This is a genomic window from Monashia sp. HAY1-5C, from assembly GCF_056755255.1.
Window position 1 is genome coordinate 1 of record NZ_JBPGXG010000113.1, and the last position, 15,325, is coordinate 15,325.

Annotated in this window: 13 protein-coding genes and 1 tRNA gene; 7 read left to right on the forward strand and 7 right to left on the reverse strand. The window is 72.4% G+C overall.

Features of this window, described 5'->3' with window-relative positions; all coding sequences use genetic code 11:
• Positions 1 to 58: 58 nt before the first annotated feature.
• The 3 genes from ACR9ZK_RS15980 to ACR9ZK_RS15990 form a co-directional block, all read right to left on the reverse strand.
• Positions 59 to 133 (reverse strand) — tRNA-Arg (locus ACR9ZK_RS15980).
• A 69-nt stretch (positions 134 to 202) separates the two neighbouring features.
• Positions 203 to 1,276, reverse strand: coding sequence for a 1-acyl-sn-glycerol-3-phosphate acyltransferase (locus ACR9ZK_RS15985; protein WP_481342942.1), 1,074 nt, complete (start codon positions 1,274 to 1,276; stop codon positions 203 to 205).
• The gene (locus ACR9ZK_RS15990; RefSeq protein WP_481342943.1) at positions 1,273 to 2,154 is read right to left on the reverse strand and encodes a patatin-like phospholipase family protein; all 882 of its coding nucleotides are present in this window, start codon (positions 2,152 to 2,154) and stop codon (positions 1,273 to 1,275) included. Before ACR9ZK_RS15990 ends, ACR9ZK_RS15985 begins: the two co-directional genes overlap by 4 nt.
• A 100-nt stretch (positions 2,155 to 2,254) precedes the next feature.
• Here ACR9ZK_RS15990 and ACR9ZK_RS15995 point away from each other — a divergent pair, with 100 nt between their 5' ends.
• Complete coding sequence (locus tag ACR9ZK_RS15995; RefSeq protein ID WP_481342944.1) at positions 2,255 to 2,881, forward strand: ASCH domain-containing protein; 627 nt, start codon at positions 2,255 to 2,257, stop codon at positions 2,879 to 2,881.
• A gap of 14 nt (positions 2,882 to 2,895) precedes the next feature.
• On the opposite strand, the gene ACR9ZK_RS16000 is transcribed toward ACR9ZK_RS15995, so the two are convergent.
• The gene (locus tag ACR9ZK_RS16000) at positions 2,896 to 3,933 is read right to left on the reverse strand and encodes a hemolysin family protein (RefSeq protein WP_481342945.1); all 1,038 of its coding nucleotides are present in this window, start codon (positions 3,931 to 3,933) and stop codon (positions 2,896 to 2,898) included.
• Positions 3,930 to 5,312 carry a hemolysin family protein gene (locus tag ACR9ZK_RS16005; protein WP_481342946.1) on the reverse strand — a complete coding sequence of 461 codons (1,383 nt, stop codon included), beginning with the start codon at positions 5,310 to 5,312 and terminating at the stop codon, positions 3,930 to 3,932. The genes ACR9ZK_RS16000 and ACR9ZK_RS16005 overlap by 4 nt, the downstream gene beginning before the upstream one ends.
• Positions 5,313 to 5,525: 213 nt before the next feature.
• On the opposite strand from ACR9ZK_RS16005, the gene ACR9ZK_RS16010 reads away from it, so the two are divergent.
• From ACR9ZK_RS16010 to ACR9ZK_RS16030, 5 genes are all read left to right on the forward strand, one after another.
• Complete coding sequence (locus tag ACR9ZK_RS16010) at positions 5,526 to 6,569, forward strand: ABC transporter ATP-binding protein (protein ID WP_481342947.1); 1,044 nt, start codon at positions 5,526 to 5,528, stop codon at positions 6,567 to 6,569.
• Positions 6,566 to 7,369, forward strand: coding sequence for an ABC transporter permease (locus ACR9ZK_RS16015; protein WP_481342948.1), 804 nt, complete (start codon positions 6,566 to 6,568; stop codon positions 7,367 to 7,369). The genes ACR9ZK_RS16010 and ACR9ZK_RS16015 overlap by 4 nt, the downstream gene beginning before the upstream one ends.
• Positions 7,370 to 7,525: 156 nt before the next feature.
• Positions 7,526 to 11,455 carry a multifunctional oxoglutarate decarboxylase/oxoglutarate dehydrogenase thiamine pyrophosphate-binding subunit/dihydrolipoyllysine-residue succinyltransferase subunit gene (locus tag ACR9ZK_RS16020; RefSeq protein ID WP_481342949.1) on the forward strand — a complete coding sequence of 1,310 codons (3,930 nt, stop codon included), beginning with the start codon at positions 7,526 to 7,528 and terminating at the stop codon, positions 11,453 to 11,455.
• Positions 11,456 to 11,571: 116 nt separating this feature from the next.
• A complete protein-coding gene (locus ACR9ZK_RS16025) occupies positions 11,572 to 11,748 on the forward strand; it encodes a DUF6104 family protein (RefSeq protein WP_481342950.1) in 177 nt (58 codons plus the stop codon).
• Between the two features lie 3 nt (positions 11,749 to 11,751).
• Positions 11,752 to 12,531, forward strand: coding sequence for a GDSL-type esterase/lipase family protein (locus ACR9ZK_RS16030; protein WP_481342951.1), 780 nt, complete (start codon positions 11,752 to 11,754; stop codon positions 12,529 to 12,531).
• On the opposite strand, the gene ACR9ZK_RS16035 is transcribed toward ACR9ZK_RS16030, so the two are convergent.
• Complete coding sequence (locus tag ACR9ZK_RS16035; RefSeq protein ID WP_481342952.1) at positions 12,524 to 13,036, reverse strand: hypothetical protein; 513 nt, start codon at positions 13,034 to 13,036, stop codon at positions 12,524 to 12,526. The two genes, ACR9ZK_RS16030 and ACR9ZK_RS16035, sit on opposite strands and share 8 nt — an antisense overlap.
• A gap of 313 nt (positions 13,037 to 13,349) precedes the next feature.
• On the opposite strand from ACR9ZK_RS16035, the gene ACR9ZK_RS16040 reads away from it, so the two are divergent.
• Positions 13,350 to 13,598, forward strand: a complete 249-nt coding sequence (locus ACR9ZK_RS16040; protein WP_013493302.1) for a WhiB family transcriptional regulator — start codon at positions 13,350 to 13,352, stop codon at positions 13,596 to 13,598.
• Between the two features lie 90 nt (positions 13,599 to 13,688).
• Here the strand turns inward: ACR9ZK_RS16040 and ACR9ZK_RS16045 are convergent, their stop codons facing one another.
• Positions 13,689 to 15,176 (reverse strand): sensor histidine kinase, encoded by a 1,488-nt coding sequence (locus ACR9ZK_RS16045; protein ID WP_481342953.1) that lies wholly within the window; start codon positions 15,174 to 15,176, stop codon positions 13,689 to 13,691.
• Positions 15,177 to 15,325: the final 149 nt, after the last annotated feature.

Genomic DNA, 15,325 nt, shown 5'->3' on the forward strand with positions numbered 1-15,325 from the left:
TCCGTCGTCGGCAGCGTCAGATGTGTATAAGAGACAGGTCTCGGGGCCTCGTCCCGGCTGGTGCCCCCGGCAGGATTCGAACCTGCGCTCCCGCCTCCGGAGGGCGGTGCTCTATCCCCTGAGCTACGGGGGCGTGCACTTTCGTGCGCCCGGTGAGAGTAGCAGCCCGGCCGGACCATCCGTGAATCGCGTCGGCCCTCGCTCAGGGCCGCGGCGCGATGTCGGCACGACGGTCGAGCGAGAGGTCGACGGGGCGGTTCTCCTCGACCCAGGCGTCTATCCGTTCCCACCACGTGAAGAGCCAGTCGATGCGCTCCTCGCGCCCGGCCGGCACAGCCTCGGCAGGCACCCGCCACCACCGCATGATGATCTGCTTGTCCATCGGCAGCTCGCGCCAGACGTCCCGGACGGTGACGAGGTGGTCGAGCCCCGTGTGCGCCACGAAGACGACGTCCGCCGTGGGTGCCGCGTCGAGCGCCGCGATGACACCGCCCGGTCGCGGCGGAAGGACGTTGGTCATGTGCTCGGCGCGGGCCGCCATGTCCGCGTGACCCTTTCGGCGCAGCGTCTCGATGGACCGCGCCCGGCGCGCGGGGCTGAAGTTGCCCCCTTCCGGGAAGATGACGAAGGCGTCGTCGTCGTCGAGCCCGGTGGCGAGGTCGGCGATCTCGCGTTCCACCACCTCGCTGTCACGCGAGGACCGCGGGTTCGGTGAGATGAACCGGGCCGGGAGCCGGTGCAGGACCAGACCGATGGCCGGGTCCAGCGCCATGGTGTCCTTGAGGACGACCCGGGGCTCGCGCCCGTACCAGCGCTGGAGCGCGTAGACGACGGTGAACGAGTCGGCGGGACCCGCGTGCCGGCACAGCACGAGCACCGGCCCGGGCGCCGTCTGGTCCGGTGCCTCGCCCTCGCGGACCACACGCAGCCGCAGCACCCGGCGGGCCTCGCGGAACATGACGACGAGATAGGTGCGCACGAGCGCGTAGTGGGCCCGTTCGAACATCGGACGCCGGATCGCCCAGCCGAGTCCCGAGGCGACCCAGAGGTCGAGCATGACGAGGATCAGGACCGCCTCGAGGAGCACGTGGACCAGCGCGATCCAGAGGAGCCGCAGCGGCCGCCGTCGGCCGGGGACCAGGGGCGACAGCGCCCCGGCGAGCACGAGCGCCAGCGGCAGGGCCACGACGGCAGCACCGGCCAGCGCCAGGAGCACCACGGCGAAGACCAGACGACGCACGGCCCCGAGCGCCCCGTGGAGCCAGGGCCGGATCACCGCCCTCGCCGGTCCTCGGCGTCGCCGGGCCGGCCCGGGGTCGGGAACGCGCCCAGCGCGTCGAGGTAGGCGCCCGCCGAGCGGTGCGCGGCCTCGATGCGTCCGCGCACGAGCGAGAAGTCGCGGTACGTGCGCACGGTGTCCACCTCGTCGGCGGCGGCGCCGGTCGGCAGGACGTGCACCTCGACGTCGTCGGGGACCTCGGCGAGCTCGCGCACGAAACGGTGCCGACGGGCGATCTCGAACGAGACCCGCGCGACGTGCCAGGGCCGCGTGGGCACCTCCAGCGGGCGGTCGACGCGGCCGACCTGCAGGACGAAGACCCGCCGCGCCCCGAGCCCCACGGCCCGCCCCAGGGGGATCGAGTTGACGATGCCCCCGTCGAGGTAGTGCTGGCCGTCGACGAGGGCGGGCGGCAGCAGGCCCGGCACCGCTGCGGACGCGACGACGGCGTCGACGACCCGCCCACCCGTGAACCAGTGCTCCGAGGCCCGCTCGACCGACGCGGCACAGCACTGGAAGCGGACGGCGAGGTCCTCGAACGTGCGGTCGCCGAGCTCCTCGGCGATGCGGTCCCGCAACGGACGCGCCGAGTGCAGGTGGGTCCCCGTCCGGATGGCTCGCCGGAGCTGCCGCACGGCCCGGTCGCCGTAGACCTCCCGGCCCTCAGCGGCGCTCTGCCACAGGGCGTGGAGACGGTCGGCCACACGGGGCGTCGGGTCGGCCGCGACGAGGGCGCCGTTGATCGCGCCGACCGACGTGCCGACGACGAGGTCGGGGACGATGCCGCGTTCGAGCAGGGCCCGGAGCATCCCCACCTCGACGGCACCGAGCAGCCCGCCCCCGCCGAGGACGAACGCCGTGCCGTGCGCAGCCACGCTGTGACGCTACCCCGGTCCGGGCCTGGCTGGCGGACACCTGCGAACTGTCCGCGCGGCTCGGCGCCCCCGCGGGCCCGGGTTCTGCGAGGGTGGGCCCGTGCTCATCTCCCGACCCGTCGCCGAGGGCATCCGCGCCGGCACGGTCACCCAGGCCTTCCGCCGGTGGGACGCCCCGCGCGTCAAGGTCGGTGGCACGCAGCTGACCCCCGCCGGACTCGTGCGTTTCGACGCCGTGACGCTCGTGCGTGACGTCGCACGTCTCACCGAGCGCGACGCCCGCCGGGCCGGGGTCAAGGACCGCGCGACCCTGCTCCGGGCCCTCGAGCCGAAGCAGCGGACGCCGTCCCCCCGCGGCGGCAGGGGTGGGGACAAGGTCTACCGCGTGCGCCTCTCCTGGGCGGGTGAGGACCCCCGGATCGCCCTGCGCGAGAAGCTTCCCGAGGCCGAGGAGCTCGAGGACATCGGCCGGCGCCTCGACCGCCTCGACGCTCGTGACACCGGTCCCTGGACCCTCGAGATCCTCGAGTGGATCCGCGACAACCCCCGCACCGTGGCCCGCGAGCTGGCCGCGCTGCTCCACCGGGACCTGCTCCCGATGAAGGTCGACATCCGCAAGCTCAAGGCCCTCGGCCTGACGATCAGCCACGACGTCGGCTACGAGCTCGCGCCCCGCGGTCAGGCCTACCTGGACTGGCGCACCGCCCGGGAGGACAGTGACGGCTGAGCCCCCGCGGAGGCTCAGCGCTGGGTCGTGTCGGTGACCTCGCCGACGAGCTCCTCGAGGACGTCCTCGAGGAAGACGACGCCGGTGACGCGGGCCTCGTCGTCGATGACGCGGGCCAGGTGGGCGCCGGTGAGCTGCATCGTGGCGAGGACGTCCTCGACCTCGTCGCCCTCGCGGACGGTCGCCAGGCGCCGGACGCGCTTGGGAGGCACCGGCTGCTCGTGGCGCTCGTCGTCGGCGTACAGGATGTCCTTGAGGTGGATGTACCCGGCGATCTCGCCGGCTGCGTCCCGCACCGGGTAGCGGCTGAAGCCGTGCCGCGCCACGAGGCGCTCGATGTCGGCGGGGGTCGCCCCGAGCTCGACGGTCGTCAGCCCGCCGGCCGGCACTGCGACGTCGCGGGCCAGCTTGTCGGAGAACTCGAGCGTCTTCGTGACCAGGCCGTGCCGCTCCTCCTCGATGAGCCCTTCGCGACGGGACTCGCCGACGATGTGCGCGACCTCCTCGACGGTGAAGGCCGACGTCAGCTCGTCCTTGGGCTCGACGTGGAGCAGCCGCACGAGGCCCTTGGCCGTGGCCTCCATCGCCGCGACGATGTGCCGCAGCGTCCGGGCGACGAGGAACAGGGGCGGCACCAGGACGAGCGCCGCCCGGTCGGGGCCGGCGATGGCGAGGTTCTTCGGGATCATCTCGCCGACGACGACGTGCAGGTAGGAGACGGCGAGCAGCGCGAGCGCCAGGGCGGCGCCGCTCGCCCACGCGTCGGACAGGCCGACGCCGTGGAACACCGGTTCGAGCAGGTCGTGCAGCGCCGCCTCGGCGAGGGCACCCAGCCCGACCGAGCACACCGTGATGCCGAGCTGGGCCGTGACGAGCATCGAGCCGAGCCGCTCGAGGGCCTGCAGGCACGACGCGGCCCGCTTGCTGCCGGCCTCCGCGAGCGGCTCGAGGGTCGAGCGGCGCACCGCCATCGCCGCGAACTCGGCACCGACGAAGAAGGCGTTCCCGAACAGGAGGAGCACCGAGACGACGTACACCCACGCGCCGCTCACGAGCCGTCCTGCCCCACGACAGGAGCGGCCGCGTCGCGCGCGCCGTCGTGCGGGCCGCCCCCGTCTGCGGCGTCCGGCAGCGACTCGGGGTCCGGGACGAACCGGAGCCGGTCGACGCGGCGTCCCTCCATGCCCACGACGTTGATCCGCCAGCCCGGTACGTGCACGCTGTCGCCGACGGCGGGCACGCGTCCGAGGGCGGCCATGACGAAACCGCCCATCGTCTCGTACGCGGACCCGTCCGGGACGTCGGCGTCGAAGGCGTCGCGCACCTCGTCCGGGCGCCAGAGCCCGGGCACGGTCCACGAGCCGTCGAGCAGCTCGCGCCCGCTCTGGCGGCTGCGGTCGTGCTCGTCGGAGACCTCGCCGACGATCTCCTCGACGACGTCCTCGAGGGTGACGACCCCGGAGGTGCCGCCGTACTCGTCGACGACCACGGCCATCTGGAACCCGCCCTCGCGCAGCTGGCGCAGGAGCGGGTCGAGCCGGATCGTCTCCGGCACGACGAGCCGCTCGGACATCAGGGCCGACACCGGCACGTCCTTGCGCCGCTCGTGCGGCACGGCCATGGCCTTCTTGACGTGCACGACCCCGTCGACGTCGTCCCAGTCGTCGCCGAGCACCGGGAAGCGCGAGAAGCCGGTGCGCCGGGACAGGCGAAGCACGTCGTCGGCCGACTCGTCACGGTGGATGCCGGTGCAGCGCACCCGCGGCGTCATGACGTCGTCGGCGGTGCGCTCGCCGAACCCGAGCGAGCGGGTCAGCATGCGGGCCGTGACCTGGTCGAGGGTGCCCGCCTCGGCCGAGCGCTGCACGAGGCTGGCGAGCTCCTGCGGGGTCCGGGCACCCGACAGCTCCTCCTGCGGCTCGATGCCCACCGAGCGAAGGAACCCGTTGGCCGAGCCGTTGAGCACGACGATGAGCGGCCGGGCGACGAGGGCGAAGACGCGCACGGGCAGCGCGACGACCTTCGCGGTCGCGAGCGGCACCGAGATGCCGAGGAACTGCGGCAGCAGCTCGCCGAAGACCATCGAGAAGACCGTGGCGAGCACGAGGGCGATGGCGCTCGCCAGGGCCTGCACAGCACCCGTCCCGAGCCCGAGAGCGGTCAGCGGCCCCGACACGAGCTGGCCGATCGACGGCTCGGCCAGGTAGCCGACGACGAGCGTCGTGATGGTGATGCCGACCTGGGCCGCCGACAGCTGCGTCGAGAGCTGCTTGAGCGACTGCAGCACGACGCGGGCCCGTGAGTCGCCCTCGTCGATGGCCCGTTGCACCGTCGGCCGGTCGAGGGCGACGAGCGAGAACTCGGCCGCGACGAAGACGGCGGTACCGGCCGTGAGCAGCACCGCCCCGAGGACGAGGAGCCACTCGGTCATGCGGGCGGGCCTCCCGCGGCGACGGGACGCTGGACCGGATCGGGATCGCACGTCATGGTGCGCCCACTATAGGGAGCGGCACGGGCCGTGGACCCCGGTGTGGTTGAGTGGGCGCCACACGCGGCGGTCGGCGGCGCGGACGCGGACCGCCGACCCCCGGACCGGCGCTCGGGCCGGACGCCGGGTCGCGCCGGGAGACGAAGGGAGCGTCTGGTGGGTGCACGGTCGGGGTTCCCGGGGCTCATCGAGGTGCGCGGCCTGACGAAGCGGTTCGGGTCGCTGACGGCCGTCGACCACCTCGACCTCGACGTCGAGCCGGGCCGGATCACCGGGTTCCTCGGGCCCAACGGCAGCGGCAAGACCACGACCCTGCGGATGCTCCTCGGGCTCATCCGCCCGAGCGCCGGCACCGCGACGATCGACGGCCACCGCTACGTCGACATCCCCAACCCGCTCACCGTCGTCGGCTCGGCCCTCGAGGCGACGAACTTCCACCCCGGCCGCAGCGGGCGCGACCACCTGCGCGTCCAGGCGTCGGTGGCCGGCGTGCCGAGCCGCCGGGTCGACGAGCTGCTCGAGCTCGTCGGCATCCCCGCCGCCGCCCGCAAACGCGCCGGCGGCTACTCGATGGGCATGCGCCAGCGGCTCGGCCTGGCGGCGGCGCTCCTCGGCGACCCGCAGGTCGTCATCCTCGACGAGCCGGCCAACGGCCTCGACCCCGAGGGCATCCGCTGGCTGCGCAGCTTCCTGCGCCACCTCGCCGCCGAGGGCCGCACGCTGCTCATCTCCAGCCACATGCTCTCCGAGGTCGAGCAGACCGTCGACGACGTCGTCATCATCGCCAACGGCAGACGCGTCGCCCAGGGCACCGTTGCCGAGCTGCGCGGCGAGCCGACCGCGTTCGTCCGCACGTCCGACCCCGAGCGGCTCGCCGCCGCGCTCCGCGGTCGTGGCCTGCGCGTCGACCCGGTGGACCGAGGGGCCCTGCGCGTGACGACCGAGGACCTCGCGGTGGTCGGCGACGTCGCGCACGCCAACGACGTCGCCGTCCACGAGCTGCGGGCCGAGCAGACCCACCTCGAGGAGCTGTTCTTCAACCTCACCGAGTCGGGCGAGCACCGCAACCGCAACCTCGGCGCGACCGCGGGCCCGGACCGGGCCGACGGCGTGCCGCCCGACCTGCCCCCGCCGAGCGGCCGGCCGGTCGACCCCGCGCTCGTCGCCGACCCCTCGGACCAGGAGCGTGGGACCCGATGAGCGCCGCGATCCGGTCCGAGTTCCGCAAGTTCCTCACGACGCGGCTCTGGTGGGGCATGGCCACCGCCGTCGTCCTCACCGGTGCGGCGTTCGCCGTGCTCTTCGCCTTCGTCTTCACCAGCGACGCCGTCCGGGGTCCGCAGGCGGCGGCCGCGCCGCGCACCGACGCGGCCCTCGCCAAGGCGGTCTTCACCGGCGGCATCCAGGTCGGCTACCTGCTCACCCTCGCCGTCGGCGTCATGACGATCGGCTCGGAGTACCGCCACAAGACCATCACCGCGACCTTCCTGGCCACACCCCGGCGGGGACGCGTCATGGGCGCCAAGGTCGTCTCGCTGCTCGGCATCGGCGCCTTCTACGGCGTGCTGTCGCTGTCCGGTGCCGTCGCGGCCGGCACGCTGGTGCTCCGGTCCAAGGGCCACGAGCCGTTCGCCGACCCGGCGATCTGGCGCACCCTGGCGCTGTCCCTGCTCGTCCTCGGCCTCTGGGGGCTGATCGGCCTCGGGGCCGGCATCCTCATCCCCAACCAGGTGGCCGCGCTGCTCATCTCGGTCGCCGTCGCGTGGATCGTCGAGCCGGTCCTGAGCCTCGTGCTGGCCCTGACCGACTGGGGCAAGGCGGTCGCGCCGTACCTGCCGAGCCGGGCCACGGCGGCGATGCTCGACACCAGCGGCGGCGGCTTCAACGGCGAGGTGCTCGAGCAGCTGTCGTGGTGGGCCGGTGCCCTCGTGCTCGCCGGGTACGCCGCCCTCATGGCCGGCCTCGGCACGTGGCGCACGGTGCGCAGCGACATCAGCTGACGCGGCCCCGGCCGGGCCCCGGCCCGACGTGACCAACGCCTCGTCGGGATCCCGGTTCGACATCCCGGCTCGGGTCCGGTATCGGAGCGCGCGGGGCTAGGCTTGACCCCTGTTAGGCACCGACGCACCCAAGCCAACGAAAGAGGCGCATTCGCCGTGTCCGATCAGTCCACGTCCGGAGACCCGATCGCAGCATTCGGTCCGAACGAATGGCTCGTCGACGAGCTCTACCAGCAGTTCCTGACGGACAAGGAGTCCGTCGACAAGGCCTGGTGGGGGTTCTTCGAGGACTACCGACCCGGTGACACGGACGCCAACGGTGCGACGTCCCACCCGACGGGTCAGGCCGCCACGCCGGCCAACGGCGCGACGAACCGCACGGCCGCGCCTGCCCCGGCCGCTCGTCAGGCGGCCCCCGCCACCAAGCCGGCGGCACCGAAGCCCGACACCAAGCCCGACACCAAGCCCGACACCAAGCCCGACACCAAGCCCGACACCAAGCCCGACACCAAGCCCGACACCAAGCCCGACACCAAGACCGAAGCCAAGGCGGAGCCCAAGACCGACGCCAAGGCCGAGCCCACGACGCAGCCCAAGCCAGAGCCGGCAGCCGAGGCCCCGAAGCCGCGCGACATCCCCGCCGTGAAGGAGACCGGCCCGGTCAACGAGGACCAGGTCATCCCGCTGCGGGGTGCGCCCGCGCGCGTCGTGGCCAACATGGAGACCTCGCTGACGGTCCCGACGGCCACGAGCGTGCGTGCCGTGCCGGCCAAGCTGCTCATCGACAACCGCGTCGTCATCAACAACCACCTGGCCCGTTCCCGCGGCGGCAAGGTCAGCTTCACCCACCTCATCGGGTTCGCGATGGTCAAGGCCATCGCCCTGATGCCCGAGATGAACAACGGCTTCACCGACGTCGGGGGCAAGCCCGCGCTCGTGCGCCCGGCACACGTCAACTTCGGTCTGGCCATCGACCTGGCCAAGCCGGACGGCAGCCGCACCCTCGTCGTCCCCTCGATCAAGTCGGCCGAGGAGATGGACTTCGTCCACTTCTGGACCGCCTACGAGGACCTCGTCCGCAAGGCACGCGGGAACAAGCTGACCGTCGAGGACTTCCAGGGCACGACGATCTCGCTGACCAACCCCGGTGGCATCGGCACCGTCCACTCGGTGCCGCGCCTCATGAAGGGCCAGGGCGCCATCATCGGCGTCGGTGCCCTCGAGTACCCGGCCGAGTGGCAGGGCGCGAGCAACGAGACGCTGAACCGCAACGCGGTGAGCAAGATCCTCACGCTCACCTCGACCTACGACCACCGGATCATCCAGGGCGCCCAGAGCGGCGAGTTCCTCCGCATCATCCACGAGCTGCTCCTCGGCAAGAACGCGTTCTACGACGAGATCTTCGAGTCGCTGCGCATCCCCTACGAGCCCGTCCGCTGGATCCAGGACATCGACTCCTCGCACGACGACGACATCAACAAGGTCGCGCGTGTCCAGGAGCTCATCCACGCCTACCGCGTCCGCGGCCACCTCATGGCCGACACCGACCCGCTCGAGTACAAGCAGCGTCGCCACCACGACCTCGACGTCACGACCCACGGCCTGACGCTGTGGGACCTCGACCGCACCTTCGCCACCGGCGGGTTCGGCGGCGTCCCGTTCCTCAAGCTGCGCAAGATCCTCGGCATCCTGCGCGACTCGTACTGCCGAACCGTCGGCATCGAGTACATGCACATCCAGGACCCCGAGCAGCGCAAGTGGATCCAGGACAAGGTCGAGCGGCCCTACGAGAAGGCCAACCGCGACGAGCAGATGCGGATCATGCGTCGGCTCAACGCCGCCGAGGCCTTCGAGACCTTCCTGCAGACGAAGTTCGTCGGCCAGAAGCGCTTCTCCCTCGAGGGCGGCGAGTCGGTCATCGCGCTCCTCGACCGCGTCCTGTGCCGCGCCGCGAGCGAGGACCTCGACGAGGTCTGCATCGGCATGCCGCACCGCGGTCGCCTCAACGTCCTGGCCAACATCGCCGGCAAGTCCTACGGGCAGATCTTCCGCGAGTTCGAGGGCACCCAGGACCCCAAGTCGGTGCAGGGCTCGGGCGACGTCAAGTACCACCTCGGGACCGAGGGCGAGTTCGTCGCCGAGGACGGCAGCAAGACCAAGGTGTACCTCGCGGCCAACCCCTCGCACCTCGAGGCCGTCAACCCGGTGCTCGAGGGCATCGTCCGGGCCAAGCAGGACCGGCTCAACCTCGCCGGGGAGGCCTTCACCGTCCTGCCGGTCCTCCTGCACGGGGACGCCGCGTTCGCGGGCCAGGGCGTCGTGGCCGAGACGCTCAACCTGTCGCAGCTGCGCGGCTACCGCACCGGCGGCACGATCCACGTCGTCATCAACAACCAGGTCGGCTTCACCACCTCGCCGAGCAGCTCACGCTCGTCGGTGTACGCCACCGACGTCGCGCGGATGATCCAGGCGCCGATCTTCCACGTCAACGGCGACGACCCCGAGGCGTGCGTCCGCGTCGCCGAGCTCGCCTACGACTTCCGCCAGGCGTTCAACAAGGACGTCGTCATCGACATGATCTGCTACCGCCGGCGCGGCCACAACGAGGGCGACGACCCGTCGATGACCCAGCCGCTCATGTACAACCTCATCGAGGCCAAGCGCTCGGTGCGCAAGCTCTACACCGAGTCGCTCATCGGCCGCGGTGACATCAGCGTCGAGGACGCCGAGGCGGCACTGCGCGACTACCAGCAGCAGCTGGAGCGGGTGTTCATCGAGACGCGCGAGGCCAAGAAGAGCGCGGCCGCAGCGCCCCCCGCGGCAGCCCCGGCCGACGCCGACAGCGACGCGCCCGACAACGCCGGCCTCGAGCGACCCACCGCCCAGGTGCAGGACGACGCCCGCCCCGTGCGCTCGGCCACCGACACCGGTGTCCCGGCCGGCGAGCTCGTCCACATCGGCGAGAGCTTCGCCAACCCGCCGCAGGGCTTCACGATCCACCCGAAGCTCAAGCAGCTCATGGACAAGCGCGCCAAGATGGTCCACGAGGGCGGCATCGACTGGCCGATGGCCGAGCTGCTCGCCTTCGGCACGCTCCTCAAGGAGGGCACCCCGGTGCGCCTTGCCGGTCAGGACAGCCGGCGCGGCACGTTCGTGCAGCGGCACGCGGTCCTCATCGACAAGGACAACGCGGAGGAGTGGACCCCGCTGCTCTACCTCGGCGAGGGCCAGGCCCGCTTCTGGGTCTACGACTCGCTGCTGTCCGAGTACGCGGCCATGGGCTTCGAGTACGGGTACTCGGTTGAGCGGCCCGACGCGCTCGTGCTCTGGGAGGCCCAGTTCGGCGACTTCGCCAACGGCGCCCAGACGATCGTCGACGAGTTCATCTCCAGCTCGGAGCAGAAGTGGGGCCAGCGCAGCTCGGTCGTGCTCCTTCTGCCGCACGGGTACGAGGGCCAGGGGCCCGACCACAGCTCGGCGCGCATCGAGCGCTACCTGCAGCTGTGCGCCGAGAACAACATGACGGTCGCGTACCCCTCGACCGCCGCGTCCTACTTCCACCTCCTGCGCCGGCAGGCCTACAACCGCCCGCGCACGCCGCTCGTCGTCTTCACCCCGAAGTCGATGCTGCGCAGCAAGGCGGCGGCCAGCGACGTCGAGGCGTTCACGACCGGCGGCTTCAGGCCCGTGCTCGCCGACCACGAGGGCGTGACGGGTGACGTGACGCGCGTCCTGTTCGCCTCCGGAAAGGTCGTCCACGAGCTCGACGCCGAGCGCGAGAAGCGCGGTGACCGCTCGACGGCCATCATCCGCGTGGAGCAGCTCTACCCGATTCCCGAGAAGGAGATCAAGGAGGCGGCCGCCCGCTACCCCGGCGCCGAGCTCGTCTGGGTCCAGGACGAACCGCGCAACCAGGGTGCCTGGCCGCTCATGGCCCAGTGGCTGCACGAGGACCTCTGCGAGATGGGCGAGAACCGTCCCTGGCGGGTCGTGGCCCGCAAGGCCGCCGCGTCGCCCGCGACCGGCTCGTCGAAGAAGCACGCGAGCGAGCAGGCCGAGCTGCTGGCCCGGGCGTTCGACCGCTGAGCCGGCACGTCACGACGCTCCCCCGTCCGAGGACCCCCGCCATCCGTGGCGGGGGTCCTCGCGGCTGTTCGGCCCGCCTGCGCCGACGCCCGCGACGGACGCGATAACCTCCCCACGTGTACTTCACCGACCGGGGCATCGAGGAGCTGGCGGCTCGACGCGGCGAGGAGGAGGTCACCCTCGAGTGGCTCGCCGAGCAGCTGCGCCTCTTCGTCGACCTCAACCCCGAGTTCGAGGTGCCGGTCGAGCGCCTGGCCACCTGGCTCGCCCGGCTGGACGACGACGAGGACTGACCCGTGAGCGACAGCAGCGACAGCGACACCCGAGACCCGTACGGCGTGGGCCCGGCCTATCCCTCGTCGCACACCCAGTTCACCGACTCGACGCCGAACCGCTACCCGACGCCGTCGCCGCCGGACGAGCCGGCCGCGCCCGAGGAGGCGCCGTACTACACGCCGAGCGCCGAGCTGACCGTCACCGAGGGCGTCCGCGACGTCGGCATGGTCTTCGTCGGCGCCTCGATGACCGCCGGCTACGGCGACCCGAAGGGCCTCGGCTGGGTCGGCCGCGTCGTCGCGCGGACTCAGCACCCCGACCTCGACCTCACCGCCTACAACCTCGGCGTCCGGGGCAACACCTCCGGTGACGTCGTGGCCCGCTGGGGGGCCGAGTGCCATCCACGCTGGAAGGGCCGCGGCGAGCGCCGCCTCGTGCTGTCGGTCGGCACCAACGACGTCGTGTCGGGCATGACGATGGCCCGCTCGCGGCTCAACCTCGCCAACATCCTCGACGAGGCGACGAACGCCGGCATCGGCGTCTTCGTCGTGGGCCTGGCCCCGAGCCTCGACGCCGAGCTCAACCGGCGCCTGGAGGCGCTCGCCGAGGCACAGGCGGACGTGTGCGCGCGGCGCGGCATCACCTACGTCGACTGCTTCCGCCCGCTCGTCACGCACGACCAGTGGATGGCCGACCTCGCCGCGAGCCCCGACCGTGCCCACCCCGGCCAGGCCGGTTACGGGCTCATCGCGTGGCTCGTGCTCCACAACGGCTGGAACGACTGGCTCTCGCTCAGCTGACGGGTCGTCCGCCGCGCCCGCCCGAGCCCTCAGAGCCGTCGGAGCCGTCGGGCTTGTCCGTCTCGTCGGGCTCGCCGGTCTCGTCCGGGTCGTCCGGCTCGGCGCCCGGGCCGCGACGCATCGGTGAGGCCAGCGCCGCGCCGATGCTGGCCAGCGCCATCGCGGCGACGCCGAGCGCCACCGGCGTCCGGCCCGAGTCGTGCAGCGACCAGGCCACGGGCAGCAGCAGGGCGTTCCACAGCAGCGTCGGCGTGCGCGGCCAGTCCGCGGCCCGGAACCAGCCTCGGGCCAGGGCGCCGAGGCCCGCGCCGAAGACGAGGATGAGCAGGCCCGAGGTCACCGCCGTCGTCACGGTGGCGGTCGCGCCGGCCGCGATCTCGTAGCCGTAGAAGGCCGCGAAGCCGACGACGACGAGCGCCTCGAGGAGGGTCAGGACGCCGGCCAGCCGCGCGGGTCCGACGGTGGTGGCCACTGGCCGTGACGGCGGGGTCGGGGCGGCGCTCACCGGCGAAGCGTACCGAGCCGTCGCGCACGCCCGGTGGACCGGTCTGGAACTGGGAGGGATCTGCCGATAAGATCTTTCCTTGGTGTGATCTGCGCCCGCGGCGTTGAACACGGACATGGATGTCGGTCACACTGGTTCACGGCCTCGACGCGTACGGAACACCTTCGTGCGCGTCGTCGTTGGTCAGGGGGTGACCCCCTGGACCACCTCCGCCGAGACCCAGGCACCGACAATGACGATGGCGCCCGAGACCTGCAGCAGGACGGCACCCCGCTCCTGCCTGCCGCAACCAACCTGAAGGAGCAAGATCCGCATGGACTGGCGCGACCGCGCTGCCTGCCTGGATGCCGACCCCGAGCTGTTCTTCCCGATCGGGAACACCGGCCCGGCCATCCTGCAGATCGAGGAGGCCAAGGCCGTGTGCCGGACCTGCCCCGTCATCGACACCTGCCTCAAGTGGGCGCTCGAGACCGGCCAGGACGCCGGCGTCTGGGGCGGCCTCTCCGAGGACGAGCGCCGAGCGCTCAAGCGTCGCAACGCGCGCGCCCGTCGAGCGGGCTGAAGCCGGCGACCACCCTCATCGCACCCGACGCGAGCCCGGTGACCTCACGGTCGCCGGGCTTTTCGTTGCTCCGGTCGAGGAGGCCCGGCCTCAGTCGAGGGGCCGCAGGCTCGCGGTGAACCGGGCGCGGGTGCCGTGCGGGAACAGTGGCTCCCACGTGATGCGTCCCTGCAGGTCGGCCACGAGGGACTGGACGATCTGGGTGCCGAGGCCCGAGCCGGGACGCCGGGCCGGGTCGATGCCCTTGCCGTCGTCCTCCACCGACACGACGACCATGGACCTGCCCCGCTCGTCGGTCTGCCGGTCGACGTGGATGCGCACCTGTCCCCCGGCGTCACCGAGGCCGTGCTCGATGGCGTTCTGCACCAGCTCGCTCATGATCATGGCCAGCGCCGTCGCGTCCTCGGCACGGATGCTGCCGAAGGAGCCCTCGGTGGCGGCTCGCACCGGTGCCCCGTTCGCCGCCACCTCGACGACGGCGTTGAGGCCGCGCTGGGCGATCGCGTCGAAGTCGACGGTCTCGTCGAACCCCTGGCTCAGCTGGTCGTGGACCATCGCGATGGTGCCGACCCGACGCTCGGCTTCCTCGAGCGCGACCCTCGCCTCACCCTGCGGCACGCGACGCGCCTGGAGCCGCAGGAGCGCCGCCACGGACTGGAGGTTGTTCTTGACCCGGTGGTGGATCTCGCGGATGGTCGCGTCCTTGGTCATCAGCTCGCGCTCGCGCCGGCGCAGCTCGCCGACGTCGCGCAGGAGCACGATGGCTCCGAACCGCTGACCGGCCTCGGTGAGCGGGATGGCGCGCATCGACACCGTCGTGCCACCGGCGACGACCTCGGTCCGCCAGGGCTGGCGGCCGGTGACGACGAGCGGCAGCCCCTCGTCGACCGGGTACGACTCGCGCACGTTGTCGGTGACGATCTGCGCGAGGCTCGCGCCGACGACCTCGCCGAGGTGACCGAGGCGGTGCAAGGCCGAGACGGCGTTCGGGCTCGCGTAGGTGACGACTCCGTCCACGTCGAGGCGGATGACGCCGTCACCGACGCGCGGGGCTCCGCGACGCAGCCCGGTGGGGGCGCTGCCGTGGGGGAACTCGCCGCCCGTGATCATCCGGCACAGGGCGTCGGCGGTGGCCAGGTAGGTCAGCTCGAGGCGGCTCGGGGTCCGCGTCGTCCAGAGGTTCGTGTGCCGGGTCATGACGGCGACGACGTGGCCACCGCGCACGACGGGGATGTACTCCTCGCGCACCGACTGGTCAGGTCCCTGCTCGTGCTGCACGACGACCTGTCGCACCCGCAGGATGCGCTGCTCGGCGGCGGCCTCGTCGAGCAGGTCACGGGTGCGTCCCGGGTCGGCGACCCGTCCGACCTGGTCGTCGACGAAGACGAGCTGGCCGGTGGTCGGGCGCACGTGGGCGACGGCCTCCCAGCGGTCACCCACCGAGCGGACCCACAGGACGAGGTCGGCGAAGGACAGGTCGGCCACCAGCTGCCAGTCGCCGACGAGCAGCTGCAACCACTCGACGTCATGGTCCGGCAGGTCGGTGCGTCCGCGCAGGAGCTCGCTCAGGGTGGCCACTCCACGAGCCTAGTGAGCCCCCGCGGGACGTCGCGGCGCCGCCCGGCACCTGGCCCCGGACGCGCCGGTGGGGGGGTCAGGGGGGGGACCCCCGGGGTCTTCCGCCACGCGGGCAAACGGGACAAGTTTGGGGTAGGCCGTATATTTCT